Origin of the sequence: Methylosinus trichosporium OB3b (assembly GCF_002752655.1) — a bacterium.
GTDB lineage: Bacteria > Pseudomonadota > Alphaproteobacteria > Rhizobiales > Beijerinckiaceae > Methylosinus > Methylosinus trichosporium.
In genome coordinates this window covers 62,751-87,835 of record NZ_CP023740.1, presented here as the reverse complement: position 1 = coordinate 87,835, position 25,085 = coordinate 62,751, and the positions used below count along the sequence as shown (strand labels likewise).

General features: G+C 62.9%; 26 protein-coding genes and 4 pseudogenes. 15 read left to right on the top strand and 15 right to left on the bottom strand.

The annotated features are described in order from the left end of the window. Positions 1-261 precede the first annotated feature (261 nt). The 4 genes from CQW49_RS23775 (at position 262) to CQW49_RS23760 (ending at position 2,189) form a co-directional block, all read left to right on the top strand. Positions 262-933: an IS6 family transposase gene (locus CQW49_RS23775; protein WP_003616345.1), complete on the top strand. Its 672-nt coding sequence runs from the start codon at positions 262-264 to the stop codon at positions 931-933. A 159-nt stretch (positions 934-1,092) separates the two neighbouring features. Next, positions 1,093-1,548 (top strand): Imm26 family immunity protein, encoded by a 456-nt coding sequence (locus CQW49_RS23770; RefSeq protein ID WP_081735801.1) that lies wholly within the window; start codon positions 1,093-1,095, stop codon positions 1,546-1,548. Positions 1,549-1,555: 7 nt separating this feature from the next. Next, entirely contained in the window at positions 1,556-1,870 is a 315-nt protein-coding gene (locus tag CQW49_RS23765; protein WP_003616216.1) for a hypothetical protein, read from the top strand. Between the two features lie 46 nt (positions 1,871-1,916). Further along, positions 1,917-2,189, top strand: a complete 273-nt coding sequence (locus tag CQW49_RS23760) for a YrhB domain-containing protein (RefSeq protein ID WP_081735800.1) — start codon at positions 1,917-1,919, stop codon at positions 2,187-2,189. 295 nt (positions 2,190-2,484) lie between these two features. Here CQW49_RS23760 and CQW49_RS23755 read toward each other — a convergent pair whose 3' ends face one another. The 4 genes from CQW49_RS23755 to tnpA form a co-directional block, all read right to left on the bottom strand. After that, complete coding sequence (locus tag CQW49_RS23755) at positions 2,485-2,718, bottom strand: hypothetical protein (protein WP_003616132.1); 234 nt, start codon at positions 2,716-2,718, stop codon at positions 2,485-2,487. Between the two features lie 2 nt (positions 2,719-2,720). Continuing rightward, on the bottom strand, positions 2,721-4,331 hold the full coding sequence (tnpC, locus tag CQW49_RS23750; protein WP_003616133.1) for an IS66 family transposase: 1,611 nt from the start codon (positions 4,329-4,331) through the stop codon (positions 2,721-2,723). 68 nt (positions 4,332-4,399) lie between these two features. After that, a complete protein-coding gene (tnpB, locus tag CQW49_RS23745; protein WP_024749862.1) occupies positions 4,400-4,747 on the bottom strand; it encodes an IS66 family insertion sequence element accessory protein TnpB in 348 nt (115 codons plus the stop codon). Continuing rightward, positions 4,744-5,106 (bottom strand): IS66-like element accessory protein TnpA, encoded by a 363-nt coding sequence (tnpA, locus tag CQW49_RS23740; RefSeq protein WP_051418692.1) that lies wholly within the window; start codon positions 5,104-5,106, stop codon positions 4,744-4,746. The genes tnpB (CQW49_RS23745) and tnpA overlap by 4 nt, the downstream gene beginning before the upstream one ends. Before the next feature lie 850 nt (positions 5,107-5,956). On the opposite strand from tnpA, the gene CQW49_RS26450 reads away from it, so the two are divergent. Together CQW49_RS26450 and CQW49_RS24945 are read left to right on the top strand one after the other, a co-directional pair. Next, a complete protein-coding gene (locus CQW49_RS26450) occupies positions 5,957-6,298 on the top strand; it encodes an immunity protein Imm33 domain-containing protein (protein ID WP_081735808.1) in 342 nt (113 codons plus the stop codon). Between the two features lie 56 nt (positions 6,299-6,354). Continuing rightward, a complete protein-coding gene (locus CQW49_RS24945) occupies positions 6,355-6,504 on the top strand; it encodes a hypothetical protein (protein ID WP_003615285.1) in 150 nt (49 codons plus the stop codon). Positions 6,505-6,926: 422 nt separating this feature from the next. Here the strand turns inward: CQW49_RS24945 and CQW49_RS23730 are convergent. The 5 genes and pseudogenes from CQW49_RS23730 to CQW49_RS23710 all read right to left on the bottom strand — a co-directional run bounded on the left by CQW49_RS23730 (position 6,927) and on the right by CQW49_RS23710 (position 14,251). Next, a pseudogene (locus tag CQW49_RS23730) lies at positions 6,927-8,095 on the bottom strand (VWA domain-containing protein). Further along, positions 8,092-10,326, bottom strand: a complete 2,235-nt coding sequence (locus CQW49_RS23725; protein ID WP_003615281.1) for a DUF5682 family protein — start codon at positions 10,324-10,326, stop codon at positions 8,092-8,094. The pseudogene CQW49_RS23730 and the gene CQW49_RS23725 overlap by 4 nt, the downstream one beginning before the upstream one ends. A gap of 4 nt (positions 10,327-10,330) precedes the next feature. Next, a complete protein-coding gene (locus CQW49_RS23720) occupies positions 10,331-11,413 on the bottom strand; it encodes an ATP-binding protein (RefSeq protein WP_024750096.1) in 1,083 nt (360 codons plus the stop codon). 1 nt (position 11,414) lies between these two features. Then, positions 11,415-12,845, bottom strand: coding sequence for a DUF5691 domain-containing protein (locus CQW49_RS23715; RefSeq protein WP_003615276.1), 1,431 nt, complete (start codon positions 12,843-12,845; stop codon positions 11,415-11,417). After that, positions 12,842-14,251, bottom strand: a complete 1,410-nt coding sequence (locus tag CQW49_RS23710) for an SWIM zinc finger family protein (RefSeq protein WP_003615273.1) — start codon at positions 14,249-14,251, stop codon at positions 12,842-12,844. The genes CQW49_RS23715 and CQW49_RS23710 overlap by 4 nt, the downstream gene beginning before the upstream one ends. Before the next feature lie 188 nt (positions 14,252-14,439). Here CQW49_RS23710 and CQW49_RS23705 point away from each other — a divergent pair, with 188 nt between their 5' ends. Continuing rightward, entirely contained in the window at positions 14,440-14,877 is a 438-nt protein-coding gene (locus tag CQW49_RS23705; protein WP_024750094.1) for a recombinase family protein, read from the top strand. Positions 14,878-15,371: 494 nt separating this feature from the next. Here the strand turns inward: CQW49_RS23705 and CQW49_RS23700 are convergent. The 5 genes and pseudogenes from CQW49_RS23700 to CQW49_RS23685 form a co-directional block, all read right to left on the bottom strand. Further along, positions 15,372-17,007, bottom strand: a pseudogene (locus CQW49_RS23700) (recombinase family protein). Further along, on the bottom strand, positions 17,004-17,465 hold the full coding sequence (locus CQW49_RS23695) for a type II toxin-antitoxin system VapC family toxin (protein ID WP_003615267.1): 462 nt from the start codon (positions 17,463-17,465) through the stop codon (positions 17,004-17,006). The pseudogene CQW49_RS23700 and the gene CQW49_RS23695 overlap by 4 nt, the downstream one beginning before the upstream one ends. Continuing rightward, positions 17,462-17,710, bottom strand: a complete 249-nt coding sequence (locus CQW49_RS23690) for a type II toxin-antitoxin system Phd/YefM family antitoxin (protein ID WP_003615266.1) — start codon at positions 17,708-17,710, stop codon at positions 17,462-17,464. Before CQW49_RS23690 ends, CQW49_RS23695 begins: the two co-directional genes overlap by 4 nt. Positions 17,711-17,797: 87 nt before the next feature. Further along, positions 17,798-17,974 (bottom strand): hypothetical protein, encoded by a 177-nt coding sequence (locus CQW49_RS24235; RefSeq protein WP_193787577.1) that lies wholly within the window; start codon positions 17,972-17,974, stop codon positions 17,798-17,800. Between the two features lie 168 nt (positions 17,975-18,142). After that, positions 18,143-18,418 (bottom strand): annotated as a pseudogene (locus CQW49_RS23685) (efflux RND transporter permease subunit); the annotation flags it as partial. Positions 18,419-18,493: 75 nt separating this feature from the next. Here CQW49_RS23685 and CQW49_RS23680 point away from each other — a divergent pair. The 6 genes from CQW49_RS23680 to CQW49_RS23655 all read left to right on the top strand — a co-directional run bounded on the left by CQW49_RS23680 (position 18,494) and on the right by CQW49_RS23655 (position 23,394). After that, entirely contained in the window at positions 18,494-19,165 is a 672-nt protein-coding gene (locus CQW49_RS23680; RefSeq protein WP_003616345.1) for an IS6 family transposase, read from the top strand. A gap of 222 nt (positions 19,166-19,387) precedes the next feature. Next, positions 19,388-19,753, top strand: a complete 366-nt coding sequence (locus CQW49_RS23675; protein ID WP_244441405.1) for a DUF2975 domain-containing protein — start codon at positions 19,388-19,390, stop codon at positions 19,751-19,753. Beyond that, complete coding sequence (locus CQW49_RS23670; RefSeq protein WP_003615392.1) at positions 19,753-19,989, top strand: helix-turn-helix domain-containing protein; 237 nt, start codon at positions 19,753-19,755, stop codon at positions 19,987-19,989. Before CQW49_RS23675 ends, CQW49_RS23670 begins: the two co-directional genes overlap by 1 nt. 24 nt (positions 19,990-20,013) lie before the next feature. Then, positions 20,014-21,282, top strand: a complete 1,269-nt coding sequence (locus CQW49_RS23665) for a S41 family peptidase (RefSeq protein ID WP_003615390.1) — start codon at positions 20,014-20,016, stop codon at positions 21,280-21,282. A 299-nt stretch (positions 21,283-21,581) separates the two neighbouring features. Then, positions 21,582-22,370, top strand: a complete 789-nt coding sequence (locus CQW49_RS23660; RefSeq protein WP_003615388.1) for an SDR family NAD(P)-dependent oxidoreductase — start codon at positions 21,582-21,584, stop codon at positions 22,368-22,370. A 364-nt stretch (positions 22,371-22,734) separates the two neighbouring features. Continuing rightward, positions 22,735-23,394 (top strand): glycosyltransferase, encoded by a 660-nt coding sequence (locus CQW49_RS23655; RefSeq protein ID WP_003615386.1) that lies wholly within the window; start codon positions 22,735-22,737, stop codon positions 23,392-23,394. 19 nt (positions 23,395-23,413) lie between these two features. On the opposite strand, the pseudogene tnpC (CQW49_RS23650) reads toward CQW49_RS23655, so the two are convergent. Continuing rightward, positions 23,414-24,253, bottom strand: a pseudogene (gene tnpC / locus CQW49_RS23650) (IS66 family transposase); the annotation flags it as partial. Positions 24,254-24,324: 71 nt separating this feature from the next. Between tnpC (CQW49_RS23650) and CQW49_RS23645 the strand changes: the two are divergent. Then, positions 24,325-24,702: a transposase gene (locus CQW49_RS23645; RefSeq protein ID WP_003613712.1), complete on the top strand. Its 378-nt coding sequence runs from the start codon at positions 24,325-24,327 to the stop codon at positions 24,700-24,702. Between the two features lie 74 nt (positions 24,703-24,776). After that, complete coding sequence (gene tnpB / locus CQW49_RS23640) at positions 24,777-25,043, top strand: IS66 family insertion sequence element accessory protein TnpB (protein ID WP_244441404.1); 267 nt, start codon at positions 24,777-24,779, stop codon at positions 25,041-25,043. Positions 25,044-25,085: the final 42 nt, after the last annotated feature.

Below are 25,085 nucleotides of genomic sequence, written 5' to 3'. Positions count from 1 at the left end.
ATTCCTAAGTCTCCTCCAAGCCGAGCGCCGGGGACTAAACGCACCCGTTGCACTCTCTGCGGCGATGACTGCCGCCCGTTCAGCCGCGCTGAGGTTCGCCAGCGAACGTAGACTCGAAGCTCCTGCCCCGGCGACCTTGCCGGCGACCTTGCCGGCAGGACCGAACGCCTGCGACGCCGACGTGATGGTTCTGTCGCGAATTTTTGTCGCAGGTCGGTTTGGGGCTATAATTGCCGGTAGTGGAGCTGGCGGACGAGTGCGATGATTGATTTCAAGGGCAGCCATTTTGAACGCGACGTGATTCTGTGGGGCGTCCGCTGGTATGTGGCGTATCCGATGAGCTATCGTCAACTCGAGGAAATGATGGAAGAGCGAGGTGTCGAAGTCGACCATTCGACGCTCAACCGCTGGGTCGTCAAGTATGCTCCTTTGCTGGAGAAACAGTTCCACACTCGCAAGCGCTCGATCGGATCCAGCTGGCGTCTCGATGAGACCTACGTGAAAGTCAAAGGCTGCTGGAAATATCTGTATCGGGCGGTCGACAAGGCAGGCGGGACGGTGGATTTCCTGCTGACGGCCAAGAGGGACTGCAAAGCCGCGTTGCGCTTCTTGCGCAAGGCGATCGGCCAGCATGGCGAGCCGGAGAAGATCACGATCGACAAGAGCGGCGCCAACACGGCCGCGATCGAACGCTACAATGCGGAGCATGAAGCGGACATCGAAATCCGCCGCATCAAATATCTCAACAATATTGTCGAACAGGACCATCGAGCGGTGAAGCGAGTGACGCGGCCGATGTTGGGTTTCAAATCATTTCGATCGGCTGCCGCGACACTTTCCGGGATCGAGCTCATGCATATGATCCGCAAGGGGCAGCTGCGAACGACAGGCGAATTGCGTCCAGCGCAGCAGTTCTATGCCCTCGTGGCGTGAGCCGCGTCACTCTCAGACGCCGGTGTCGCGTCCGTAGACAAAATTTGCGACACAACCTGGCCCGGCGCTGAACAAAATCAGGCCGATCAGCCCGTCGAATGCGAAGCTTCCAACCTATATGGACGCGGCTCAAAAGCATCTCTTAGAACACGGTGGACCATGAAGCGCTCATACCCGGACAGCTCGGTTTTTCTGGTTCCATTGAAAGATGGAGGCTTCGCCAGAGGGGTGGTTGCGCGAACCGCCCCCACCGGCAAACTGCTGCTCGGTTATTTTTTTGGGCCGCGCCTCGCATCGCAAACCGACGTTGACCTATCGGGTCTTGAGCCGAACGATGCAGTCCTGTCCTTGCGATTTGGTGATCTCGGCTTATTCAAGGGGCTGTGGCGTGTTGTTGGAAAGCTGCCCTCATGGGATCCTACCAAATGGCCGATGCCTAATGCGGTCAGGCGTGATCCGCTGGGGAAAACCAAGCCTATATTGATACGCTATGATGATAACGATCCGAGCAAGATATTGAGCGAGGAGGTGTTGGAAAATGACAACGACCTCCCCGCTGATGGCTTGGCGGGTTATGCTTTTGTGGAAGCGAAATTAAGCAAGCTCTTGGCGTGAGATTTAGATGCAACATGCTGTAATCGCCCATCTGCGATTGATCGAAGACCCCTTCGGTTCAGAGCGGGAGCGTGAGATCATCGCTGATCTGACCAGTGAGCTTCAACATGCCATCAATGTAGGCAACGTGGGCGAGTTCGACGGCGAGGAGTTCGGCGGCGGGAAATGCGTCATCTACATGTACGGCCCGAATGCAGACCAGTTGTTCGCCGTCGTCGAGCCGATCCTGTGCGCCACCCCCCTGGCGCGAGGCGGCTTTGCAATAAAGCGGTATGGTGAAGCGAAGGATCTCAATGCAGCAGAGGTCAAGGTAGGCCTATGAAGGCATTTGACGGGTTTGATGCCTTTCGACTGCTGAGGACAGACCAATGACAATATCAGTGGACGAAGCAACTTCTCTAGCTCGCGATCTTGTCAGGAAAATCGGCGAATCGGCTGGGGAGAAGTTATCAATCATGGAAGAGAAAGCTATTACCATAGAAGGTGGGTGGGTATTTTTTTATAATACCGATGAATTTATTAGAACTGGCGATATTACATCCGCATTGGCAGGGAATGGTCCGGTTTTTGTGAGTATAAATGGGGAGATTCGAGAACTTCCGAGCGCGGTTCCTTGGGAGATTTCTGTTAAGAGTATCTGAGACGATCGGTCCGGGACTTGCGAGGTCCTGCGCGACACGCAGGGCTTCGACGGAAGCCATGTGCAGGTCGCCACCCAATATGACGATCTCGGCCGCGTCAAGCAGCGGAGCCGGCCCGCTTTCGTCGGCGCGGCGCGGAAATGGACGAGCTACACGCCGCGATCTATGGCCGGATCACCGGCGCGGCCTATTACGGCGCGTCGATCCTACCATTCCCAATCGGCAGTCAGCTGCAATATCAGCAATATCTGTCGTTTCTGCGTAAGCATTCGCCGTGGGCCGCAGGACCGTCGCGTCAGCGCTCTCGAGGCAACTTCATCTCTTTGTGGATTTTGATGAGTTCGACGAGGTTTTCGATGCCGAAGTCGGTGAATGCCAGGATCTCGAGGTCGCCGAGGCCATAGACCCAGATCACGCCATCCTCGGGCTCCATTTCATTGGCGACGTCATGGAGGAAGTCGACGCTTTCGCTGAGCTGCGCAGCGATACGATCGATGGTCGTGACGTGAGAGACCTTGTTGACGTGCATGGTCAGGCCGCCAGCGCCGGCGCAGCTTTATCCTTCTGGCGCCAGTTCCACGGCAGCAATTCATCGAGCCGATGCGCCGGATGCGCGGCGATGCGCGCGAGGACGTCGGCGAGCCAGGCCTGCGGATCGACGCCGTTCATCTTCGCTGTGACGATGAGCCCATACATAGCGGCGGCGCGCTCGCCTCCACGGTCAGACCCGCAGAACTGCCATGATTTTCGTCCCAGAGCAATTCCCCGCAGTCCACGCTCGGCTGCATTGTTCGAGACGCAAACGCGCCCGTCGTCGAGGAACAGCGTGAAGGCCGGCCATCGCTTCAGCATATATTGCATCGCTTTGGCAAGATCATGTCCACGCGAGAGCTTGGCGACCTGTTCGCGCATATAGCTCTCGAGCGCGTCGACGAGAGGTCGGCTCGACGCTCGGCGAACGGCGAGGCGTTCTTGCGCGCTCTTGCCGTTGATCGACCTCTCGATCTCGAACAGCGCATCGATGCGGCGCACGATCTCTATCGCGATCGGCGACAAAGGAATCTCCTTTTTCCCCGCCGCCTTGCGACGGACGTTCGCATCGATGTCGGCCATGACGAAGAACGGGCGCCGCGCGTGCGCCCAACACGCCGCTTCGAGAATCGGACCAGGCTTGCGCTCCGCTGCATACAGCTTGTTGTAGCCGTCATAGGCGTCCGCTTGCAGAATGCCGGAGTAGTTCGCCAAATGGGTCTGCGGATGTTCGCCTTTGCGATCACGCGAGTAATAGAAAATCGCAGCGGGCGGTCCGGCGCCGTCGAAGGGCGCATCGTCGCGCACATAGACCCAGCAGCGGCCGGTGTCGGTTTTGCCCTTCGCCAGCACGGGCACGATCGTATCGTCGCCATGCAGGCGCTCGGCAGAGAGAACATGCTCTTCTATGAGAAGGCGCAGTGGCTCGAGCGCGGCGCAAATGGAGCCGATCGCATCGGCCATGGTCGACAAAGCGATCGGCGCGCCTTCGAGCGCATAACGATCCGCCTGACGGTTCAGCGGCTGATGCTGGCCGAACTTCTCGAAAGCGATCATCGCCAAAAGGCTCGGCCCCGCCCAGCCGCGCGGAACGACATGGAATGGCGCCGGCGGCTGCGTGATCTTCTCGCAGTCCCGGCAGGAGAACTTTTCCCGCACGGTCTCGATCACTTTCCACTGACGCGGCGTCGTCTCCAATGTCTGCGTCACATCCTCGCCGAGCTTGCGCAGGCGCTGGCCGCCACAGCAGGCGCAGCTCGTCGGCGCCTCGATCACGACGCGCTCGCGCGGCAGGTGTTCCGGGAAGGTGTTGCGCTCCGGCCGTTTGCGCGCGAAGCCGGCGACCGCCGTCGTCTTCGCGACCGCCTGTTCCGCGGCGATCTCGTCTTCCGTCGCGCTCGCTTCCAGCTCTTCGAACATGAGCGCCAATTGCTCGAGAAGACGCGCCGACCGCTCCGATTTCTGCCCGTATATCTGGCGCTCCAGCTTGGCGATCTGAAGCTTCTGCGCGGCGATCAGCGCCATGTCTTCCGACGCCTTCGCGCGCGCGACGGCGAGCTCGGCTCTCAGCGCGGCGTTTTCGTCCAACAGGGCTTTGCCGATGGCGTCCATATAGCGAGTGAATCACAAATCTTTCGATTTGTGGCGCCCCAAAATGCGTCCGACCCCAGCTTTTTCGCTCATCCCGCGCTTGCTGGACGCCATGTCGATTGCGGATTTCGCCAATCAATTCCCTCGAGCATATAGGCCATCTGGGCGGCCGAAATCGACACCGCGCCCGCGCTCGCCGAGGGCCAGATGAACTTTCCACGGTCGAGCCGCTTGGCGTATAACGACAGGCCGAGCCCGTCGTGCCAGAGGATTTTTGCGAGATCGCCGCGGCGCCCGCGGAAAATGTAGAGGTCACCGGCGTGAGGATCGCGTTGCAACTGCTCTTGAACCTGAAGCGCCAGGCCCTGCATGCCGCGTCGCATATCCGTATGGCCGGTGGCGATCCAGACCCGGCAACCCGCAGGCAAGGGAATCATGAGCGCAGCGCCTTCAAGGTCGCAGCGATCACGGAAGACGGCGCCGTGGCGCTGATCTTCACACGCACGTCGTTCAGCTCGACTTCGACGACGCCGGCCGCGGATTCTTGCAGCGGCTGTTCCTGTGACGTCGCCACTCGCGGAGCGGGCTCGATGATCACCGGCGAAAATCCGCACACAGCGGCGCTCGCCTCCCGCTGCGCCGCGCGCCGCCATTTGTAGACGAGGCTCGTGCAAACATCCTCGCGCCGCGCCACATCGGCGACCACCGCGCCCGGCTCGGCGATCGCCGCCAATATCCGCGTCCGGTCTTCGTTTCTCCATCGGCGCCGTCGTTCGCCGCCCGTGATCAATGTCATCCGACCCATGCTGTGCAGCTTGCCTCGCTCATAAAGCCGACTTAGCTGCGCAGCTTCGCTCTATTCCATCGATTTTGAAAAGGCGGCCCACGGCGTAGGGATACGTTTCTGCGGATCTATGGGCCGCAGCTGCGAGCCGCGGGCTTTTTCATGACGAGGCAGCCCAACCTCACGCCGCCCCCGGAACACGCCCCCGCCTCCACCATCGCCGCGGGATACGCGACGGGCAGTGGGGCTTACGCCTACACAATCGGCTGTGGATTGCCTTGCGCGAGAACCGTCGGAAGCATATTCGGTGGCATCGGTGGAGGCATTGTAGGAGTGCTTGTGGGCGCGGCCGTCGGAGGCGGCGAAGGATTTGGCCTCAGCGCGCCTACGGGAGCTGGCGTGCTGGTCGGAACTCCGGCTGGCGCACTCGCCGGAGCGGTTGTCGGCGGCTATGCCGGCGCGCAGAGCGGCGCTGCAGCCGGCGCGGCGCTGGGCGAGGGGCTCTACACTTGGTATTCGGAAAACCAAGGAGGTGCTAAATCCGGAGTTCCCGACAGCAGCTTTGAACCAAGCAGCAACGTGTCTCGGCCATACACTCGCCCGTCTGGAGCAGGCCCTACAGCTGCTCAAAGAGCCGCGGTTCAAGGGCAGCCCTGTGTCGATTGTGGGCAAATAACAAGTAACCAAATTGCCGATCACATTGATCCGCTCATCGTTCAGTATTATAGACAAGGCTCTATCGATATACAGGGCCAGAGTTCGATAAGTGCCGTTCAGCCTCACTGCCCAACGTGCTCTGCAATACAAGGCGGTCAATTGAGCGCCTTCAGCAGAACCATGAAGCTCAAGTTTGGATTCTGAAATGATCGACCTTGAAGAGGCCCAAAAGCAAATATGCTCGCAGTTCAGCGCGCCATATTATGGTTGCGATCTTGCTCTGAAAGTGGGCGTTTCCAGGAACCTTAAAGAGGGAATCCGCCCAATAAATGGGATGCGGATTTCCCCAGACAAGGAAACAAGCGGATGGTACATTTGGGCTGGCGAGAACTTGTCTACGGAGGAAGATTTTTTTGTGCCACTCCATGGAATACATCTACAAGAGTGGGCTCCGCTCGTGCTGCCATTCTTGGGACTTCCGCCAGGCTGGAGATTCTTGGTTACAGAGCATTACCGTGACGTGTGGTCTGACAAAGAGTTGAAGTAGCTTCAACATCGGGCGTCTCGGACAGCTTCGATTATGACGAGCTCGACCGCCTGACCATGGCGACCCGCGCCGCCTCACCGTCCTCGATCGTCAAGCGCTTCTCCTATTCGCCGATCGGCAATCTCCTCTCCAAAACCGACGTCGGCGCTTATTATAAGTCTGAGAATACGGTGATGGGAACCCGGCCCCGCACGCAAGATTCCTGACTGTCCCGATCTTTGTCAATTATTCGACACGGCCGATGGATCGAGATCATGCGGAGAGGGAGGGAGATGACGTCGGCCATGCTCGGACAATGCGCTGGGGCTTTGCAGCGCTGTCGCGGGCCGATCTCAGAATTCGAGGATTATCGCGCACTTTTCGTGCAGTCCGCGGCTTGGGCATGAGGGAGATCGATATCGGCGCCGGTCTGTGGTGAGCGCTCGTCGCTTTGCGGGGCAGATCCCTGGCCCGTTCCGAATCAATCTTCGGAGAAGTGGTCCCGTATCGATCTCCCTGGCGGGCGGGGCAGTAGGCGAAATGTGAGCGCGTAAATCGTGGAAAAAGCGATTGTTCAAGCGCCATCACCGCGGCGGATGTTATGTCGCTCGTGCTCCGCCGGCGAGCGATCGTTGGTCTACCGCCTCAGCTAAATACGGCCGGTCGCTCTCACGACGGCGATGTCGTTCGCGGCGGCCCAGGCGCCGATGTCCCGCCTGGTGAGCGCCGTCGCCATGAGGCCCGGAAACTGGTCGGGTGTGCAGGCGAACACGGGACAGTCGAGCGCGGCGATCAGCCCTGCGTGATTGGCGTCATAGCCGGGGCGGCCGAGATCCGACAGAGCGAGCAGGACGATGACATTCACGCCCGCTTGCTTCAGCGATGCGACACGGGCGATCATGTCCTTCGCACTTCCGCCCTCGAAGAGATCGCTGATCAGAACGAGATGCGTCTTCGCCGGCTGCTCGACGAGGCCCTCGCAATAGGCCAGCGCCTTGTTGATGTCGGTGCCGCCGCCGAGCTGCACCCCGAACAACACATCGACAGGATCGGCCATTGCTGGGTGAGATCGACGATCGCCGTATCGAAGCAGACGGCGAGGTGCGCACCGCCGGCAGCGACGCCATCACCGCCGCGAAGATCGACGCGTAAACGACAGAGGCCGCCATCGAGCCCGATTGGTCGACGCACAGGATCACATGATCGATATCGGCGCGCTGCTTCGACCGGCGCGCGAAGCCGATGAGCGTCTCGGGCACGATGGCCCTATGCTCCGGCTGATAATGGCGCAGATTGGCGCCGATGGTCCGGCGCCAATCTATGTCCGCCGCGCGGGGACGCCGCGTGCGCTTTTGGCGGTCGAGCGCGCCGCGCAGCGTTTCGAGCATCCTATGCGCGAGGCGCCGCATAAGCTCGTCCACCACATGCCCGCACGACGAGGCGCGCGGAGCACTTGGCCTTCTCCGGCATCGCCGAACGCAGAGACATGAGGTCGGCGACGAGATGCACGTCGGGCTCCAGAGTCGCAATGAACTCCGGATCCAACAGCAGCGCTTTGAGATTGAGGCGTTCGAAGGCGTCCTTCTGAATCACCTCGACGACGGAGGCCGGAAAAAATTCGCGAATGTCGTCGATCCAGCGCGCGACGCGCGGTGCCGAAGCGCCGAGCCCGCCACGGCGGCCGGTCTTGGGGTCGCTCTCATAGAGCGCGCCGAGCGCGCGAGAGAGGCGCTGGTCAGCGTCCGAAAGAGCGGCCTCCGCCTCCTCGCCGCCGACCGCGAGACGCCAGCGGCGCATGCGTTCCTTGTCGTTGGTCATGACGCGGCCTCGAGTCCGAGAATGCGCAGCAGCAAAGGAAGCGCGGCCGCAAAGGCCGGATCATCCTCCTCGGGTTCTGGCGCGGGCGCGTGCGAGAGCGTGCGCCGCCCTTGCGCGACGCCATCGATAAGCCGGATGCGCGCCGTGCTGTCGAAGCCCGAGAAGGCGCGTCGCAGCAAGGGAAGCGCGGCGAGAAAGGAATCGTCGTCGAGATCGACGATGAAAGCGTCCACGAGCGCGAGCAGCGCCGCGTCCTGAAGCAGAATTTCCGCGCCGCCGGCGACGAAATGCTCGAGGAAGGCGCCAGCCTCCAGCGGCGCGGCGGACATGCGGCGCACGAAAGCCGCGGCGGCTGCCTCCGCGGTCCAGAGGCCGAGATCGAGGAGGCGCCGAAGCGCGAAGCCCGCCGCCGCCGGCGCGCTCTGCTCGTCCTCGACGATGAGCGTCAGCGCCTTGCGCCAGCCGGCGACGAGATCGGGCGCGTCGAAGATCGCCAGCGCCTCGTCGAAGCCGCGCATGGCTGCAACGCGCGCCGCGGCGACATCGGCGGCGAGTTGACGCGAGCCGATGCGCACGCCCGCATTGACCTCCACCGCGAGCGCATGCACCAGCGCGCGCAGCGCCTCCTCGGGGAGCCGCCGTGCGACGCCATAGCGCAGCGCGCTCGCGAGCGGCGCTATGGCGAGCATCAGATCGGTGAGATCGCTGGCGTCGACGGCGAGCGCCTGGAGCGCTGAGATCGCCGCTCCGGCGGCGTCGGGAAGATCGGCGACGAGGCTCGCGCGGACGATCTTGGCCATGTCCATGACGCGCGCGCAATGCGCGGCGCGGTCGCGGATGATATTGCCGGCGGCCTCCTCGATCGTGACGCCGTAGATCAGCGCCTCGGCGAGCGCGACCGAAAATTCCGGACGCCAGGAGAGGCGCCAGATTTCGCGAAACGTGCCGCGGCCGGCGTCCGCCTCGATGAGCGTCCCCCAGGAGACGCCGAGCAGAAGCAGCCGATGCAGCAGCGTCGATTTCGCGAGACCCGCCTCGGTGCGCAGATCGAGACGTATGTCGCTCTCGATATCCTTCGGCTCCAGCCTCACGCGCTTCTGCCAGAGCGCGAGATCACGCGCGAGCGGGCTCTGCGGCGCGTCGCCGGAAATCTCGCCGATTGTCTCGCCGATATAGAGCCGCCGCTCGACGACGCGCAGCGGCACAGGATCGCCATTGCAGAGCGCGGCCAGCGCGCCATCGCGCATCTCGTCGAGGCCGGGCGTCGCGAGATCGCGCAATCCGCAGAGCGACAGTGTGAGCCGCGCGGCCTCTATGGCGGCGGCGGGCGAGGCGGCGAAGCCCTCCGCTCGGAGCAGGGTCGCCGTGCGCGCCTGCCAGCCGGCCGCGAAGGATAGGGGCTCGAACGTCTCTTCGCGATAGGCGCGCCAGAGATGTCGGAACCAGCCGGGCGAGACGACGCCGGCGCCATAGCCGGAGGCAAAGGCGAGACGGCTGTCGGTCCAGGGCGCCCAGGTCGCTTCGACCTTCACTTTCGCGAGGCCTTTGATCGTCGCTTTGTCGACCGTGGGCGAAACTTTCGCGCGGAGGCCGTCGATGTGCCAGGCGCCGACGATCGCGACCACGGCGCCGCCGAAATCCTGAAGCGCCTTCCGGATGGAGAGACGCATGAAGGCTTCGCGGATCGCGTCGCGACGGGCGGCGGGCGCGCCGCTCTCCTCGGCATGGCGGCGCGCCTCGGTCATGGCTTCGCCGATGGCGGCGAAAGCGGCGACTGGATCGCTCGCGCCGCCGCTCTCCTCGACGAGCGTATTCCACAGCGCTTCGCCATTGGCGACGCCGGCCGCTTCGGCCAGAAGGTCGAGCGGGTCGGAGCGCTGCGCCTCCGCATCCTCGTCCTTCTGCGTGAAGGCGAGAGAGACGCTCGCCGGCCAATCGATGAAGCGCAGAGGACGGCCGCGCGCGAGCGCCCAGCGCATGGCTTGCCATTCGGGCGAGAATTCCGCGAAGGGCGCGAAGACCGCGCGCTTGGCCTCGCCCGGCGCGTAGAACAGCATGGCGACCGGCGGCTTCAACCCGTCGCCGCGGACATGCGGCGCGAGCGCTTCGCCTTCCGGCGCGCCCTCGATCAGCACGACGGCGGGGTCGAGCCTGTCGAGCGCGGCGACGAGCAGCGCCGCCGAGCCCGGCCCGTGATGGCGCACGCCGAGAAGATGGAGATGGGAGTCCATCGCGTCAGATCACGTCGCGGATCGCGCCATAGAGATCGTCCCATCCCTCGCGGGAGCGCATCACATTCTCGAGATATTCTTGAAGCGCGACCATGTCCTGCACCGGGTCCTTGACTACGGCGCCGACGAGATTGGCGGCCATGTGCTCGGCCGCCATCGCGCCCTCGCCGAAATGCGCCGCCTCGGCCCAGGCGCCGACGCCGACGGAGATCGCCTCCGCCGTGGAGAGCGAGCCAGAGGGCGTCTTCAGCTTGATCTTGCCGTTCAGCGTCTTGCCGTCGCGCAATTCCCGAAACAGAGTGACGATGCGCATGAGCTCCGCATCCGGCGATTTGATCGGCGGCAGGCCGAGTCCTGTGACGGTCTCGCGCACGCGCTTGACGACGATTCCGGTCTCTTCCTCGATCGTCGCCGGCGACGGCAGCACGACGACATTGAAGCGCCGCTTCAACGCGGAGGACAATTCATTGACGCCCTTGTCGCGATTATTGGCCGTCGCGATGACATTGAAGCCGCGCCGCGCGTCTATGGCCGTGTCGAGCTCGGGGATCGGCAGCGTCTTTTCCGACAGCACGGTGATGAGCGTGTCCTGCGTGTCGGAGCCCATGCGGGTCAGCTCCTCGAGCCGAAGGATGCTTCCATCCTCCATGGCGCGCGTCAGCGGCGTCTTGACGAGCGCGTCCATGGATGGACCATGCGCGAGCAGCATGGCGTAGTTCCAGCCATAGCGGATTTGATTCTCGTCCGTGCCGGCGGTGCATTGAATGAGCCGCTTCGACGTGCCGGAGACGGCCGCCGCGAGATGTTCCGACACCCATGATTTCGCCGTGCCCGGCAGGCCGAGCAGCAGCAGCGCGCGATCCGTCGCCAGCGTCGCGACCGCCGTCTCGACGAGGCGCCGATTGCCGACATATTTGGCGGAGATCGGTGTTCCGTCCTTGGCCTTTCCGCCGATGAGATAAGTGACCGCCGCCTGCGGCGACATCAGCCAATTCTCGGGCCGAGGCCGGTCGTCGCCGCGCCGCAGCGCGTCGAGCTCCTGCACGAAAATATCTTCTGCGGGCCGGCGCAATTTCAGTTCATTCATATTATTGGCCATGGGTCGAAATGCTTTCGAGACTGTCGAGAAGATCGAGCGCGACGAGGCTTTGCGCGGCCTCATCCGAGGCGTTGGCCTCGAGACGCGAGCGCAGGCGCGGGTGGAATTCGGCGGGCGCCAGGGCGACGAGGCGGGGCTGGGCCGCCGCTTCGACGGCTTGCGCATCGGCTTTCGCCACCAACTGAAAGAGATGGTCGAAGGTCGGCGCGGCGAGCGGGGCTTCGAGAATGCGCAGCAGACGGCTCATCGCTTGCGCCAGCACTCCACCGCCGCGAGCGTCGGGCGCCTCCGCCTGCAAAATGGCGGCGGCGAAGGACTGCCGATCGTCCGGCGGAAGATCGAGGCTGTCGGCGAAGAAATCCTCGATCAGCAGCCAGAGCGGATCGGCGCCGAGGGGCGCGACCTTGCGGAAGAGATCGAAGCGGCGAGCACGGAGCGTCATCAGCAGCATTGCGCCGAGGAGCGGCGCATCGCCCTTCGCCGCCTCGATCGCTTCCTCTTCTGTCGCGCCGAGCGCCGAGACGAAATCGGCGATCTCGATCTCGGAGAATGTCTCGCGCACCCATTGACGCCAATTATTCTTTGCCACGGTCGCCGGCAGCTCCATCGTCAGCGCGAGGCGTTTGCGCAGCAGGCCCCGGCTGCCGACGCGAATGCGTTTCATCGCCTCCGCCAGCATCGGATCGGCGCCGGCGAGCTTGCCGAGAAGGCGCGCGGCGAGGTCGCGCACCTTGGGCGCGCGATCCTTGGCGAGCCCTTCCAAAAATGCGCGGTCCTCGACGCAGAGCCCGACACGAAAGGCTTTCAGCAGACGAAAGCGCATGTCGGCGGACTCGCCGGACCAAACGGCCTCCGCCAACTCCCGCGCGCGGGGCGCATCGCTCAGCCGGCGCCGCTCGAGAAAATCGCCGCGGCGGGCGGGCGTGGCGTCGATCCAATTGTCGTCGACGATGAATTCCGCGTCGAAATAGCTGCGCCGTTCCTCGATCGCCTTGTCGCGCTCGATGAAGGCCAGCGCGTCGGCGCCGAACCGTTCCGCATGCGCGCGCAGGAAGGGCTCCAAGCGGTGAAAATCGAATGGATGCGGCGCGACTCGCGCCCGCTCCATGGCGAGCGCGACAGCGAAAGCGAGATCGTCCTGTGGCGCGAGCGCGGGCTTCCCGGAGGCGAAGAGACGAAGCATGAGCGCGCGCTGTTCTTGCGTCACGAGGCGCCGCCCGGAGTCGCGCGGACTGACCGCGAAATAGGTTTCCGGCGCGGGCGGCGGCGCGAAGCGCAACGCCGTCGCGAGCAGCGCCAGAGCTTTCAGATCGGCCTTCGGATCGGCGGGCGGAACGGCGAGGCGCGAATAATCGAGCGCGCGTCGCGACGTCCCGACGACGAAGCCGGGCAGGAGAGAGGAGACGGCCGCGCGCCTCATGCCTGCGTCCATCGGCCGAGATCGGAACTCGCTTCGGCGAGGAGAAATACGCGTCCATCCCAGAGGCCGACGCCGTCGAGTCGCGACGCCATGGCGAGGCCGGGCGCGGCGGCGTCCTGCTCCGAAGCGAGCGGCAGAGCGAAGCCTGCGTCCGTCTCGTCGACGAGAAAGGTCCCGGAGGCGGCGCGTCGGACGCGCGCGCCGTGGAAGGCCATCGGCCAGATATCGAGCCAGGGCCGCGCGGCGAGCGCGCTGCGATAGGTCTCGAAGGCGCGCCCGAGCGACTGCTGGGGGAGAGGCGCCGCGGAGCTCTGCGCCGAAGGCCCGATCTGGCGCGCGACCAGCGCTCGCAACGGCACGGGAGAGCCGTAAAAGACAAGCTCGGCCTCGAACCCGTCTCCAGTCGAATAGCCGAAAACGTTGCCGCCGCCGGACAGCGGCACGAAATCGAGCAGCAACGCAAAGCGCGGCCCTTGCGCGTCGCGCTCGCGCAGGAGCCAAGTCTCGACCCGCCTCAGCCGATCCGGCTGGACGATGGCTCGCGTCAGGAACACGCGCCAACGACCCGAGACCCGCAGCGCGCCGGAATCGGCGAGCAAGGCCTCGCGCGTCTGCGTCCAGCCGATCATCTGGCGCACGTCGTCGCGAAGCGGCGCGTCGAGCGTCGCCTGCCGACGATAGGCTTCCGCGATCAGATGAAGCAGTCCGAGCTCCTCGGCGGCCGCCTGCGGACGCAGCGCCTCGCCGAGTCCGAAGAGCCGCGCCGGTAGGCTGTCGAGGCGCGTCGCGAGGCCGGGGGCCTTGGCGTCGACGAGGCGCTCCGCCATCTTGCGGCAGGACGAAGCCGCATCGACGACGAAGACGGCGAGGCCGCGCTCGATCTGATCCTTCAGCCAGACATCGAGCTCGTCCAGACCCGCTAGCACGCCCGCCTCGCGCGCTTTGCGGTTTTTCTCGCGCAGAGCGGCGGCGCGGGCCTCCGCCTCCGGGGCCGTCTCCGCGGTCGCGTTTTCATCGAGGATCGCCTTCGCGATCGAGGTCTCGCGCGGGGGCTGCTCGGCGGACTCGGCGGAGGGGCCGCGTCGACGCGCCGTCCAGTCGCGCACCCATTGCGGAGCCTCGCCTTGCGCAAAACTCGCCTGTCCCTCGACGCGCAGCCACATCAGCGCGAGCGAATGCTTGCAGGGAAATTTTCGGCTGGGGCAGGTGCATTTATAGCCGGCGTCGGTTTCGCAGACGATGACGCGATAGGGCGCCGAGCCGAACCCCTGCGCCTCGCCCCAAACGAGCCCCTGCTCGTCGCTCGCCAAAGTCGGCCAGCTCGAGGGTTTCAGGAGCTTGCGCGCCGCAGCGAGCGAAGCCTGGTCCGGCGCGAGCGCCTCGATGCGAGTGAGAGTGAGCGCCACAAAATCACCTTGCGCCTTGGGCGACGAATAGGCTGAAACGAAACTGTGCGGAGAGAATAGCCGATCGGAGCGTTACTCCCAAGTGTGTCGAGGCCGGCTCGGTCGCTTCGGAAAAAACCCGCGAGCCTCGTGGCTGCGGCCGGAAGGCGCCAGGAGCGGACGTTCGCAAGAAAGGCTCGACCGCGAATTTGACTTGGCTCCGGCCCGCCCAGCTCCACCGCGCCCTCGCCGCTGGCAAGGGCGACGTGTTGCTGGTGATGCGACCGCCTCGCCCGCTCGACGCCGATCTTCTCAACACGCTCGACTCCATTGCGAAAGCCGAAGCGGGCTTCCGCTCGCTCGCGGACACATGGTCCGACATCACGACACTGCACGGCAAATTGATGTTGGCCGTTCTCGGCGGGCACGCTGAGTTCGAGCGCGAGCTAATCCGCGCCCGCACCGGCGAGGGCCGCAGCCGCGCCAAGGCGCAAGGCGTTCACATGGGGCGGCCCCCTGCCCTCAATCGCCATCAGCGAAAGGAGGCGCTTGCGCCCCTCGCCAAAGGCACGGCGACGCAAACCGATCTCGTGTCAGGGAGCAGGATTACAAGGCTGGCGCCCAAAATTTTCTATTCGTCGCTATAAACACATCCGTTCGGTCTGAAGCGAGGCGGTCGAGACTTTCCGTGTTGGGATTTGTCATCTTTAAAAATGAAAATCTTTACCTTTCTTGAGCCTTTTTCATCCTCAAAATCCTCTATTCGTTCGGCAAGAATCTTTCTACCAAGGAATGAAACGCCAACCCTTCTGAATAGTCGAATTATAGAGCAGTTAAGATCAGGAGCCACCCAATAACCTGATTCATATTTGCCGTCCCCAAGCGACTTAAAATTTGAGAGATCATCCATCACGTTAAGTATTCTGACCATACCGGCCTCCGTCGATGGCGTCTTAGCCGAACATAGACAGTATTGCTAAAGGTAGAGCTTTTGCAAGAACGAAATTTGTCTCGGATCAGAATGACGGCTTTGGGTCACAGTTCCTCCTTCGCCGTCGGAAAGGACCGGCCATTCGTCGCGGACGGCCCCAGGGTCCGCTTTCCCTGGAATTCGTGAACGTTCGCGGCGGATCGCCGCGACCTAGGCGTTTGAATCCCGTATGACCCGCCACTTCAGTCCCTGAGTGGGCACTGAGTTTACGCCGTTTTTCGCGGTGAGCGCCTGAAGCAGCCGGGTCTTCGATCCCATGATCCGAACCTCGCCGTCCGCGACCTCGACGCGCTGGGCGAGCGCGCGGAGGTGGTCGCGGCGGTAGCCGCCGCCTTCGAGGCGGATGCGCTGGCGCGCGGTCTTGGCGAAGGTGCGGACCATCTGCGGCGTAATGGCCCTAGCGCCGGAATTATCAAGCATGGCTTGGGCGCGTTCGGCATCGGCCTTGGCCTGATCGCGGATGGCCTTCAGGCCGTCAATGCGGTCCTTGAGCGCCGGGTCGTCGATGTCGGCGACGCCCGCCTCGATGGCGTCGTAGAGGCGCTTGAGCCGTAGTTCCGATTCGGCGGCGCGTTTGTTCAGTTCGGCGATGTGCTCGCGGCGGCGTTCGGATTGCTCCTGCCTACGGTCGAGAACGCTTGCGAGGATGGTTTCAAGCCGCTCGGGCTGGAGCAGCTGGCTTTCCAGATGGCTGGCGACAAGATCGTCCAGCTTGCCCATCGGCACGGCCATGCCGGTGCAGGCGGTCGGCCCCTGCCGTGCCTTCATGGAGCAGGCGTAATAGCGATAGCACCCGCCCTTGCCGGTGCGGATGGTCATCGCCCCACCGCACTTGCCGCAATGGATCAGGCCGGTGAGCATGGTCGGGCCGCTGATGACGGCGGATGGCATGACCTTGGGGTTACGGGCCTTGAGCAACGCCTGCACGGTGTCGAGCGTCTCGCGGTCGATGATCGGCGGGACCGGAACCGTGACGATCTCGCTGAGCGGCTTCAGTTTCTTGGTCTTGCTGCGCTTGTTGAACTCGTGCTCGCCCATATAGGTGCGGCGGGTCAGGATACGGTGAACCTGACCGATGCCCCAGCGCCCGCCGTCGCGGGTGAAGATGCGGCGGCTGTTGAGGTAGCTGACGATGTTCTTGACGCCCATCTGGCCGGTCGTGCCGTCGCCTTCCAACGCGAGGCGATAGATCAGCCGCACCGTGTCGGCGTGGAGCGGGTCGATCTCCAGCTTTTTCTTGGTCTTGGCCCCGCGCTGCTCGGCCGCGACGACACGGTAGCCGATAGGAGGAAGCGAGCCGTTCCAGAAGCCTTGACGGGCGTTCTCCTTCAAGGCCCGCATGACGTGCTTGGCGTTTTCCTTCGACTGGTATTCGTCGAACAGCGCCATGATCTGCCGCATCATCTGATGCACCGGATCGTCGACCGATCTCCTGGGTGATCGACAGCAGCTTCACGCCGTTCTTCGCCAGCTTGCGGACGTAGAACTCCATATCGAAGGCGTCGCGGAAGAAGCGCGAGAAGCTGTGAACCACGACGACATCGAACGGCGCGGGCTTGGACGTGCCCGCTTCGATCATGCGCTGAAACTCTGGCCGGCGGTCATTAGTCGCCGACGCGCCGGGCTCCACATAGGTCTCGACCAGTTGCAGGCCGCGCGCCTCGCAATAGGCTTCGCCTTGGCGCTTCTGATCGGGGATGGACACGTCATGCTTGGCCTGCCGCGCCGTCGAGACGCGCAGGTAAAGGGCGGCGCGCAGGGGGATCGTGGAAGAGGCAGCGCTCATGCCGGGTCTCCTTGGGCAGTTGCCTCGTTCGGCGACAACACGGCGATACCGAATGGCAGGAAATGCTTCGTGTTGCGGGTGACAACGATGAGTTCATGCGCCGCTGCGATGCCGGCGATCACGGCATCGGCCATGCCAGGATCATGGCCGGCCGTGAGCGCCTTCGCTTCCAATCGCCCACCGATCGCGGCAGCCTGCGCGTCGAAGCCAATGATCTTGTCATCGTATGTGGAGACAAGGCCACTGAGCCATACTTTCAGGCTCGCGGCCTTCGCCGTTGCCCCCTTGTGATCGAGAAGTGCAATTCCCTTCTCGATTTCATGGATGGAGACAACCGACAGGAATAACCGGCCGTCGCCGTCCATGCGATCCAACCAGTCGAGAAAATCGGCTGACGCTTTCGCCCTCGACGGCGCCAACATGGAAACGACGTTGGTGTCGAGAAGGAAGCCGCTCAAAGCTCGACATCCCGCGATGGTTTGCGGTTACGCGGGAACTCTCCGCCTGGGAATGTCCTGAGATAGCTGACAAGGCCCGCCCGTTTGCGTTCGAGCGCCTTGCGCGCGATCTCCGCCGCCTCGACCGAAACCAGGGCCGCAACGGGCTTACCATGACGGGTAATGGTCACGATCTCTCCTTTGACGACTTCATCAACGAGGCTGGAAAATCCAGCCTTGGCGTCTCTGAGGTTGATGGTCAGCATGTTGCGCCCTCACATATGTAGGCATATGTGACTACATATAATCTATTGGAAGGCGGGTTTCAACGCCGATTTCAAATCCCCGAAGTGTCAGCCCTCAGGGCCGAACAGTTCATCGAATAGGTCTCCGAACCATTGCTCGAACACCTCGATCTCGGCCTGCGTGACCGGAACGGGGCGCGGCCAATCGTCGGTGACGGTCCAGGTGGACAGGTCGTGCTTGGGCGGGCGGCCCATAGGGACATGGTATCCCAGCAACTCGTCCAACTGCTCCGACGCCGTGGGTGGCCTGATGCGCCGGGCGCGGGAGCGCGCGCTACGATCAGCAGCGGGCGGAGGCGGTCGTCCTGGCGCTGACGCGGCTCGGCGTCGACGCCTCTCGCCTGCGCGCGCGGGCGCTCGCGTCGAAGCCCTCCGCAGTCACGGGATCGAGCGTCAATTCCGAACCGGACGGCCGCGTGCTGCTCGGCCTGCGTTCGAAGTGACTCCGGCGCGAGGCAAGCGGAAGCCCTTGACGAGCGCATAGATCGCCGGAATGACGACGAGCGTCAGCGCCGTCGAGGACGCCATGCCGCCGATCATCGGCGCCGCGATGCGCTGCATGACCTCCGAGCCCGCGCCATGGCTCCAGAGGATCGGCAGCAGGCCGGCGATGATGGCCGTGACCGTCATCATCTTCGGGCGCACGCGCTCGACGGCGCCGCGCATGATGGTTCTGTCGCGAATTTTTGTCGCAGGTCGGTTTGGGGCTATAATTGCCGGTAGTGGAGCTGGCGGACGAGTGCGATGATTGATTTCAAGGGCAGCCATTTTGAACGCGACGTGATTCTGTGGGGCGTCCGCTGGTATGTGGCGTATCCGATGAGCTATCGTCAACTCGAGGAAATGATGGAAGAGCGAGGTGTCGAAGTCGACCATTCGACGCTCAACCGCTGGGTCGTCAAGTATGCTCCTTTGCTGGAGAAACAGTTCCACACTCGCAAGCGCTCGATCGGATCCAGCTGGCGTCTCGATGAGACCTACGTGAAAGTCAAAGGCTGCTGGAAATATCTGTATCGGGCGGTCGACAAGGCAGGCGGGACGGTGGATTTCCTGCTGACGGCCAAGAGGGACTGCAAAGCCGCGTTGCGCTTCTTGCGCAAGGCGATCGGCCAGCATGGCGAGCCGGAGAAGATCACGATCGACAAGAGCGGCGCCAACACGGCCGCGATCGAACGCTACAATGCGGAGCATGAAGCGGACATCGAAATCCGCCGCATCAAATATCTCAACAATATTGTCGAACAGGACCATCGAGCGGTGAAGCGAGTGACGCGGCCGATGTTGGGTTTCAAATCATTTCGATCGGCTGCCGCGACACTTTCCGGGATCGAGCTCATGCATATGATCCGCAAGGGGCAGCTGCGAACGACAGGCGAATTGCGTCCAGCGCAGCAGTTCTATGCCCTCGTGGCGTGAGCCGCGTCACTCTCAGACGCCGGTGTCGCGTCCGTAGACAAAATTTGCGACACAACCCGCAGAAGCGATCTGCTTGCGACCGCGCTGACCGTCGCCTTCGCATTGGCTGCGGCGTTTACTCTGACGCTCGCCATGGCGGCGCTGCTCTATGACGGGCCGCTCCTCTCATTTGGTCCGGGAGGACTATGGATCGGACGAGCGCCCGAACCGGCAGGAGGCCGCGTGGCTCTCTCGGCCTTTGCCCCGAGCCAGCGGCTGGCGGGCGCTGTCGCCATCTGCCTCCTCACGACGCCGATCATGTTCATTCTTCACGAGGCGCGCGGGTTGTTTCGTCTCTATGCCGATGGGATCGTGTTCGCCTTCGAAAATGCGCGCCGAATAAAATTCATGGGCGTAGGCCTCATTCTCTACTCGGCCGCGCCATTCGTCGCCAATCGCGTCATCATACTCGCGGGAGTGACGAGTGATCCGATCTGGTTTCACCTCGACGAGGTCATGTCGTTGATCTTCGGCACACTGGCCTTCGTCATCGCCGACGTCATGGAGTTCGGTCGTGAGATCGAGCAGGAACGGGACGGATTCGTCTGATGCCGATCATCATGCGCCTCGACGTCATGCTGGCCAAACGCAGGATTCGCTCAAAGACTCTCGCGCAGGCGATCGGCATCACCGAGGCAAATCTCTCTCTCCTCAAATCGGGCAAGGTGAATGGCGTTCGCTTTTCGACGCTCGCCGCGATTTGCCGCTATCTCGACTGCCAGCCCGGCGACTTGATGGAATATACGCCGGATGATGAGGTGGGATCCTTGAAAGACGCCGTTTGATTCATTCTATGGCTAGGCTTCGCCATGACCGATTTTCCCCGTTGTGCGCTTTTGGTCGTTCCCATGCTTCTGAGTTGCGTTTCCGCGCCGGCCGAGGCGGCGCGAAAAGGCCCTCCGCCGCAAACGACCGTGGCTTTCGCGACTGGTGAAATTCCTATGATCCTCGACGCCGGGCGTGTGCTGCTGGACGTCGCCTTCGAAACGCCGGAGGGGGGAACGCGTAAGGCGCTCGTTTGGTTCAACATGGGTATGGCTGCGCCGGTTCTGACGCGGACGCTCTATCAGGAGTTGGCCATCGACCGAGGGCGACCGTTACGATTCTGGGTCGGGGACCGCGCGATCATGGCGGACGCGGGCGGGGTCGTGAATGGCGATGGCGGACTCGGCGTTCCAGACTTTCGACATCTCTTCGCGCCCAAGCCGGTCGAAGCTATGCTGCCGGCGAGTCTCTTACAGCAGTTCATTGTAACTCTCGACTATGGTCGTCACGCCTTGGCTATCGCGGAGCCCGGGACTCGAAAGCCAGAGGGCGTCGCCGTTCCGTGCGAGGTTAATTCGAAGACCGGCGTCATCGCGATCGAGGTCAAAATCGGCGATAGCGTTTACCCGCTCGCGCTTGACGCTGGCTCCGGTTACAGCTGGGTGCGAGGCGATGTCGCGAGAGGCTGGATGGCGCAACATCCCGAATGGCGGCGCGCTTTTGGCGCGGTCGGTCCGGCCAACGCCAATATGGTCGATTTCGCCTTCGAGAAGGATGGCGTCGTGTTCCGCGTTCCGAGAATCACGGTCGGCGCGCTCTCCCTCGACAATGTCGGCGCACTGGCGACCGCCCCGATACTCGGCGTCTTCGTCGATGGATTGCTCGGCGACTTCTTTTGGGACAATTGGCGCAAGGCGGCTCCGACGCCCGTCATAGGCTGGCTCGGCGGCAACGTGCTCAAAGACTACAAGCTGACGATCGACTACCCGAACCGAATGACCTATTGGCGAAAGCAGCGGAGCATTGATTTGCACGGACTCGATCAGCCGGGCCTTACCCTCGTTCGGCGCGATGATCGCTACTTCATCGGCAACCTTGTTCGCAAGGCGAGCGCCGAGGGAGCCGATGAAGCCATCGAAGGAGCTGAAATCGGAGACGAGCTCGTGGCCGTCGACGGCGCTGAAATTCGGGGCGCCAGCAGGGAAGCGGTGTTGTCGAAACTCCACGGCGCTCCGGGGGAGCGACGCCGGTTGCTGCTGGAGCGCGACGGTGCGCGGATAGAAATCGACGCGGCAATCACGGGTTACGAATGACGGGACGAGCCGTTCTCCGTCACCCGGCCGCGGAATACGCAGGATGCGCGCCGATGACACTTCAGCGCTGCCAAACAGGTTCCAAGAGCGCTGATGAACTGATTGAACGGAAGGAATGCGAAGTCGTCCGCGATACGCAAGCAGCAGTATATTGGTCGCGAAACAGCGGAAGTTGCCCCGACCCGTAAGAACTGCCATCATCAAGCTGACCAACAAGCACCGCTGAGATCGCGGAACACCCTAAACTTCTCCCGCGAGCCCTCGAGCGCGCCCGGGAACGATCGCGAGAGAGTGAAATAATGGCGCGCCTGCCTATCGCTGAATCATGGGTCGTTGTCACTGGCGCATCATCGGGCCTCGGCAGGGCCGCAGCGCTTTGCCTGGCGGGTTCCTACAAAGCAAAGCCCATCTTGGTCGGCCGACGCATGGACAGATTGCTCGATCTGCAGTCCGAAATCGAACTACGTTTCGGAATTGCCAGCGAGGTCGTCTCGGCCGACCAGAGCACAGAAGAGGGCCGGTCGCGGATCGCCGCCAAGATCGAGGAGCTCGATGCGACAGCAGCCTTGCTCGCCGCCGGCCTCACGAGCGTTGGTCGGTTCGACGCAAACAACATTTCCGACTATCATAGTTTGATCGAGACCAATGTTCTCGGCTTCACGGACCTGCTGGCGCGTATCGTCAGCATCTTCAAACTTCGCCGTTCCGAGACGGCGATTCTCGCGATCTCCAGTCTGGGAGCCGAGACCTCATTGCCGTATCAGGCGGTTTACGGGGCCTCGAAGGCGTATATGAACACGCTCATTCAGGCGCTTTCAATCGAACTGAGAGGGACGAGTGTAAGTGTCGGCGCTTTTTTGCCGGGAGGCATAGATACGGCTATGGCCGCACAAAGCGATTTGCGTTGGGGGCGGATGGGGCTGATGGACGTGGATCGCTGCGCTGCATCAGCGGTCGAAGCGCTGCTGCGGCGGCGTTACATGACAGTGCCCGGGTTGGGAAACCGTGTAGCCTATCTCGCCAGTCGTACGCTTCCGCGTTCCCTCATCGGGAGAGCCGCCAGTTTTCCTTACCGGCGACCTCAATGACAGCAAAGGAGCCTGCTCGGACGTGCTGCTCGCGTCGGTTGGGTCATTGCAAACGTCATGGTCTGATATGACGGTCACTGGGGTCAGCTCTACAATCTTGCCTCCGCAGAGCATTTTCGCTGATACGGTGCTCGTGCGAGAAGCGGCCACTGGAGTGGTTCCATTCCACGGACGCCTGGGCTATGAAGTGGCGCCACGAGTATTCATGATCGAATGGCGGGAGCGCGCCATATAGATCCTTCGTGGGACAAATATGATCGGGCGAGTTATTTTATACATCGTCGGCTGGCTTCCGGGTCGTGTTGCTCACGACGAACATTTGTTGGTAAGAGTTGTGAAGCACATTTGAAATTTGGAAAAAGCGATGGGGCGGCGCAAGCGCATTTTGTTGGCGACATTCGGCACTCTGGGCGACATTTATCCGTTTATCGCCGTCGCTCACGCAATGCGCCGCCGGGGTCTGGATGTGGTCATCGCTGCGCCTGAAATGCATAGAGGCTCGATCGAGCGCGAGGGTATCGCCTATGCTCGCTTGCGACCACACGAGAACGACATCGTCGGCGCGCTCGGCGTCGATCTTGCCGGCGCCTTTCGGATCATGTTGAGGAACCCATATTTTATCTTGGACGAAATTTATCTTCGTTTCCTCGCCGAAACCTACGACGACACTCTCGCCGCGGCGGAGGGAGCGGATGCGATCGTCACTCATAATCTGCTCGTCGGCGCGAATCTGGCCGCAGAGACGTCTGGCCTTCCGACTGCGAGGCTCGCCCTTGCGCCGCTGTATGTGCAGTCGGCTTCCAATCCGTCGCTGACGCCTCCGGCGCCCTACATCCTTCAGCCTGCGTCTCGCCCCGCGATCAGGTTCAACAAAGTGGTCCGCTCGTTCATACGGACCGGCGTGAACATGCGGATGAAGGTAAGCGCCGTTTCCGTCCCATTGCCGCTGGAATGGAAGAACAGCTTGCAATTCTTTGCGACAAGGCATTGCACGCCTTTGGCGCAAAGCTTCGCCAGCGATTAGGTCAGCGTGCGGCAATCGATCAGGCGGCTGGCGTCGGCGACGAGGATTTGAAGGCCCAGGGCATCAGCTCGTCGATGCGCGACTGCGGATGGCCGTCGGCGATCGCCTCGAGCGTCGCCTTCATCCAGGCATAGGGATCGATGCTGTTCAGCTTGCATGTCGCAATGAGCGAAGCGAGACGCGACCAGGAACGTCCACCTTCATCGTGCCCCGCGAATAATGCATTCTTGCGCGTGAGAGTCAGCGGCCGAATCCGATTTTCGACGAGGTTGGTGTCCATCTCGACGCGTCCATCGTCGAGGAACAGTGTCAGCCCGGCCCAATGGTTCAGAAGATAGGCGACCGCCTTGCCTATGTCGCTGCGTCCGGAGAGGCGCGCGGCCTGGGCGCGCAAAAACTCTTCGAGCTCGACGACGAGAGGCCGCGACCGCTCGGCGCGACCGCTCTGCCGGATCGACGCCTCTTTGCCCCTGATCTCCGCCTCGATCGCATAGATCGCGGCGATGCGCGCCAGGATCGCTTCGGCGATTGGCGAGCCCGCCTTCGGCGTGGCGGCGATGATCTCGCGCCTTCCGTGGCTCCAGCACCAGGCGAGCCGCAGCGGGGCGCCGCCTTTGCGCTCGGGGCGAGCCAGACGATGATAGCCGCCATAGCCGTCGACCTGGAGAACGCCGTCGAATCCTTCGAGCATCCGCTCGGCGTGCTCGCCACTGCGACCCGGCGCGTAATGATAGACCACGATCGGCGGATCGGCGCCGCCGTGCCCGCGGTCGTCGCGCAGAACGGCCCAAAGATAGCCCGTCTTCGTCCGGCCGCGGCCGGGATCGAGAACCGGCGCCCGCGTCTCGTCCATGGTAAGCGTTCACCCGGCGCCATTCTGGCGGCGCGTGGCGTGGAAGTGGTAGCGGTTGGACATGGATAGCAACATCTATGTCTACGCCTATGCGCAGAACTGACACGAACCAGTTCATCGAGGTCCGAGCTGAACGTCTCGAAGGAGCGCCGGTCGGAGAACGTCGACGTTGGTCGGAGGACTTCAAGGACCGGGCGATCACCGCGTCGCTGGAGCCCGGCACGAATGTCTCGGCGCTGGCGCGTTCGCTCGATATCACGCCGTCGCAACTTTTCGGGTGGCGACGCGCCGCCGCTCTCCGCGCGGAAAAGATCGAGCGCCAGGCGCCGGCGGAGCCGCGTGCGGCAAAGACGCGGCGCGTGGAGATAGAACTCGGCGGGGCGGTCGTGCGGGTGAACGCGGATATTTCGGAAGCCGACCTTCGCCGCCTGCTGCGCGCGGTGCGTGAGGCATGATTCCGCCGGGCGCACGGGTGCTGTTGCGGGCGGCGGCCGTGGATTTCCGGAAAGGACCAGAAGGATTGGTTTCCTTGGTTCAGGACGCCGGCGCCGATCCGTTCGACGGTTCCCTCTATGTTTTCCGAGCGAAAAGAGCCGACCGGATCAAGATCGTGTGGTGGGACGGTTCGGGTCTTTGTCTTTTCGCCAAGCGCCTCGAGCATTCGCATTTCTGCTGGCCGACAGCGGGGAGCCACGAGATCCGTCTGAGCTACGCGCAAGTCATGGCGCTGGTCGAAGGACTCGATTGGCGGCGGGTTCGGGCGGTAGAGGCGCCGGCGCCGCAGAGCGCCGGCTGACCTTGGAAAAAGGCGCGCCGGAAGCGTTGAAAAGTCCATAAA